Genomic DNA, 3,672 nt, shown 5'->3' with positions numbered 1-3,672 from the left:
TCTCCGGCGGGCCTTCCGCTGTGCGGGGGCCGGCGGTTCTGCGGTTGAAGCGACTCCGGGGACACGTGATGCGCCGGTCAAAGGTGGTCCCGGTAAATGCTCTTCTTTCACCTCTGCGACGCGTCGTGGCAGCTCGCTTGTGGCGCGAACCGGTGATGCCGTGGGGTAAACTCGTGCATGGTTGTGTCAGGACACCTGGCACGCGTTTCGCGTTTTAGGCTCAGGTGTCGTACACTCCTTAGTCGGCTCACTATGACTATCACGCGTCGGCGCCCCTCGCAGGTCGCCGCTCTCTTCGAAGCGTGAGGTCGCGGCTGCTTAGTGAACCGGAGCCTCAGACGATCGATCAGTGAAACGCGAGGAATTTTGGCCAAGAAAGACGGCGCCATCGAGATCGAGGGCACTGTGGTCGAGTCGCTCCCGAACGCCATGTTCCGGGTGCAGCTGGACAACGGCCATAAGGTCCTGGCCCACATCAGCGGTCGGATGCGGATGCACTACATCCGGATCCTGCCCGACGACCGGGTTGTCGTGGAACTGAGCCCCTACGACCTGAGTCGTGGGCGGATCGTCTACCGATACAAGTAACGGCGGAATCCGCAGCGTAGCGAGGACATTCCGGCGTTAAGCGCGAGCTTCGCTCGCAAGGATGAACGTCTGAGGAACACGAAGGACAATGAAGGTAAAGCCGAGCGTCAAGAAGATCTGCGACAAGTGCAAGGTGATTCGCCGGCACGGTCGCGTCATGGTGATCTGCGACAACCTGCGCCACAAGCAGCGTCAGGGTTAGTCGCCCGCGAAGGCTTCTCCGAGTCCGCCCCGGTCAAGAGGGAGCGGGCTCGACGCATGAGAAGCCTGAGTCAGTAATCGCGCGTCACACCTGAGAAGGCGGGCCGGAGAGATTCGGACCCGAACCGCTCATGGAGACCCCCGGTCGGAGGCCGGGGCCCTCACCCCGGGCATGGGGAGGGGACGTGAGGCGTAAGACCTCCGCCACAACGAAGGAGAATGCCCGACCATGGCTCGCCTGGTTGGCGTCGACCTCCCCCGCGAAAAGCGGCTGGAGATCGCTCTCACCTACATTTACGGAATCGGCCGTACGCGCGCCCTCGAGGTGCTCCAGGCCACCGGTGTCAGCGGTGACACCCGCGTGCACCAGCTCACCGACACCGAGCTCGTCCCGTTGCGTGACTACATCGAGGCGAACTTCAAGATCGAGGGTGACCTGCGCCGCGAGGTCCAGGCCGACATCCGTCGCAAGATCGAGATCGGTTGCTACCAGGGCATCCGGCACCGCAAGGGCCTGCCGGTCCACGGTCAGCGCACGCAGACCAACGCGCGCACCCGTAAGGGCAAGAAGAAGACCGTCGCTGGCAAGAAGAAGCCCGGTAAGAAGTAGTCCACGCAGCCGCGGACCGAACACCTCAGGAGTGAAGGCAAAGAATGCCTCCTAAGAGCCGTCAGGGTGCGCCGAAGAAGGTGCGCCGCAAGGAAAAGAAGAACGTCGCTCACGGGCACGCCCACATCAAGAGCACGTTCAACAACACGATCGTTTCGATCACCGACCCCAACGGGAACGTGATCTCCTGGGCCAGCGCCGGCCACGTGGGTTTCAAGGGCTCCCGCAAGTCCACCCCGTTCGCCGCTCAGATGGCCGCCGAGAACGCCGCTCGCCGCGCCATGGAGCACGGCATGCGCAAGGTCGACGTCTTCGTCAAGGGCCCCGGCTCCGGCCGTGAGACCGCGATCCGCTCCCTCCAGGCCACCGGCCTCGAGGTGGGCTCGATCCAGGACGTCACGCCGGTCCCGCACAACGGCTGCCGTCCGCCGAAGCGCCGCCGCGTCTGACACCCAGGAGAATTTGAGAAATGGCTCGTTACACGGGTGCGGACTGCAAGCTCTGCCGCCGCGAGAAGACCAAGCTCTTCCTCAAGGGCAGCAAGTGCGAGTCCGCGAAGTGCCCCATCGAAATCCGTCCTTACCCCCCGGGTGAGCACGGTCGCGGACGTCCCAAGGAGTCCGAGTACCAGCTTCAGCTTCGTGAGAAGCAGAAGACCCGCCGCATCTACGGCGTCCTCGAGAAGCAGTTCCACAACTACTACGAGGAAGCCACGCGCAAGAGCGGCAAGACCGGCGAGGCGCTGCTCCAGATCCTGGAGAGCCGTCTCGACAACGTGGTCTACCGCGCCGGTTTCGCCCAGTCGCGCGACGCCGCCCGCCAGCAGGTCCGTCACGGGCACTTCCTGGTCAACGGCAAGAAGGTCGACATCCCGTCGTACCGGGTGCGCGAGCACGACATCATCGAGGTGCGCGAGTCCAAGCGCAACCTGCTGCCCTACGAGGTGGCCCGCGCCACCGCCGGTGACCGTTCGATCCCGGCCTGGCTCGGCGTCGTGCCGGACAAGATCCGCGTCCTGATCCACCAGCTGCCGGTCCGCCAGCAGATCGACACCCAGGTTCAGGAACAGCTGATCGTCGAGTACTACTCGAAGTAGGCAGTTCATGGTCGAGGCCCGGTTCGCCGGGCCTCGGCTACGCTTTATCTATCGGAGTGGCGTCATATAGCGGTCGCCACACGAATAGGGGAGAACCCGCATGCTGATCGCTCAGCGCCCGACTCTTCTCGAAGAGTCGATCGACGACACCCGGTCCCGATTCGTCATCGAGCCGCTGGAGCCGGGTTTCGGCTACACCATCGGCAACTCGCTCCGCCGCACGCTGCTGTCGTCCATCCCGGGCGCGGCCGTGACGAGCATCCGGATCGAGGGCGTGCTGCACGAGTTCTCGACCGTTCCCGGGGTCAAGGAAGACGTCACCGACATCATCCTCAACCTCAAGGAACTGGTCGTCTCCTCCGAGCACGACGAGCCGGTCGTGATGTACCTGCGCAAGCAGGGCCCGGGTGAGGTCACCGCCGCCGACATCGCGCCCCCGGCCGGTGTTGAGGTGCACAACCCCGAGCTGCGCATCGCCACGCTCAACGGCAAGGCGAAGCTGGAGATGGAGCTGACCGTCGAGCGCGGTCGCGGCTACGTCTCCGCCGCGCAGAACAAGCAGCCGGGACAGGAGATCGGCCGGATCCCGATCGACTCGATCTACTCCCCGGTGCTCAAGGTCACCTACAAGGTCGAGGCGACCCGAGTCGAGCAGCGCACCGACTTCGACCGTCTCATCCTCGACGTCGAGACCAAGCCGGCCATGAAGCCCCGCGACGCGGTGGCCTCCGCCGGTAAGACGCTCGTCGAGCTCTTCGGCCTGGCCCGCGAGCTCAACGTCGAGGCCGAGGGCATCGACATCGGCCCGTCGCCGACCGACGCCGCCCTGGCCGCCGACCTGGCGCTGCCGATCGAGGAGCTGAACCTGACCGTTCGCTCCTACAACTGCCTCAAGCGCGAGGGCATCCACACCGTGGGTGAGCTCGTCGCCCGCAGCGAGCAGGACCTTCTCGATATAAGGAATTTCGGCGCCAAGTCCATCGAAGAGGTCAAGCAGAAGCTGCACGAGATGACGCTGGCGCTCAAGGACTCCCCGCCCGGGTTCGACCCGAGCGCGGTGGCCGGCGCCGGTTACGACGACGACGACAGCGCGTACGTCGAGACCGAGCAGTACTGATGTCGCGCCCCTCTTCGGGGCGCGGGTGAACGTAACGGGGGCCGCCGACCGGTGGTCCCC

Annotated in this window: 6 protein-coding genes; all 6 read left to right on the top strand. The window is 64.9% G+C overall.

Annotated elements, in window-relative coordinates; genetic code table 11:
* The first annotated feature begins 366 nt into the window (after positions 1–366).
* The 6 genes from infA to KME77_RS18740 all read left to right on the top strand — a co-directional run bounded on the left by infA (position 367) and on the right by KME77_RS18740 (position 3,612).
* Entirely contained in the window at positions 367–588 is a 222-nt protein-coding gene (infA, locus tag KME77_RS18765; RefSeq protein ID WP_012887858.1) for a translation initiation factor IF-1, read from the top strand.
* A gap of 88 nt (positions 589–676) precedes the next feature.
* Complete coding sequence (rpmJ, locus tag KME77_RS18760) at positions 677–790, top strand: 50S ribosomal protein L36 (protein WP_003956441.1); 114 nt, start codon at positions 677–679, stop codon at positions 788–790.
* A gap of 228 nt (positions 791–1,018) precedes the next feature.
* The gene (gene rpsM, locus KME77_RS18755; RefSeq protein ID WP_219469307.1) at positions 1,019–1,399 is read left to right on the top strand and encodes a 30S ribosomal protein S13; all 381 of its coding nucleotides are present in this window, start codon (positions 1,019–1,021) and stop codon (positions 1,397–1,399) included.
* Between the two features lie 44 nt (positions 1,400–1,443).
* Positions 1,444–1,848, top strand: a complete 405-nt coding sequence (gene rpsK, locus KME77_RS18750; RefSeq protein ID WP_020542285.1) for a 30S ribosomal protein S11 — start codon at positions 1,444–1,446, stop codon at positions 1,846–1,848.
* A 20-nt stretch (positions 1,849–1,868) separates the two neighbouring features.
* Positions 1,869–2,495, top strand: coding sequence for a 30S ribosomal protein S4 (gene rpsD / locus KME77_RS18745; protein ID WP_219469304.1), 627 nt, complete (start codon positions 1,869–1,871; stop codon positions 2,493–2,495).
* 100 nt (positions 2,496–2,595) lie between these two features.
* On the top strand, positions 2,596–3,612 hold the full coding sequence (locus KME77_RS18740; protein WP_219469300.1) for a DNA-directed RNA polymerase subunit alpha: 1,017 nt from the start codon (positions 2,596–2,598) through the stop codon (positions 3,610–3,612).
* Positions 3,613–3,672: the final 60 nt, after the last annotated feature.

The sequence above is a fragment of the Nonomuraea rhizosphaerae genome (assembly GCF_019396405.1).
GTDB classification, from domain to species: domain Bacteria; phylum Actinomycetota; class Actinomycetes; order Streptosporangiales; family Streptosporangiaceae; genus Nonomuraea; species Nonomuraea rhizosphaerae.
This window is presented reverse-complemented; position numbering and strand designations above follow the sequence as displayed.

Excerpts from the sequence above, each read along its gene's own strand:
- rpmJ (WP_003956441.1), top strand. The coding sequence starts at position 677 with ATGAAGGTAAAGCCGAGCGTCAAGAAGATCTGCGACAAGTGCAAGGTG.
- rpsM (WP_219469307.1), top strand. The coding sequence starts at position 1,019 with ATGGCTCGCCTGGTTGGCGTCGACCTCCCCCGCGAAAAGCGGCTGGAG.
- rpsK (WP_020542285.1), top strand. The coding sequence starts at position 1,444 with ATGCCTCCTAAGAGCCGTCAGGGTGCGCCGAAGAAGGTGCGCCGCAAG.
- rpsD (WP_219469304.1), top strand. The coding sequence starts at position 1,869 with ATGGCTCGTTACACGGGTGCGGACTGCAAGCTCTGCCGCCGCGAGAAG.
- KME77_RS18740 (WP_219469300.1), top strand. The coding sequence starts at position 2,596 with ATGCTGATCGCTCAGCGCCCGACTCTTCTCGAAGAGTCGATCGACGAC.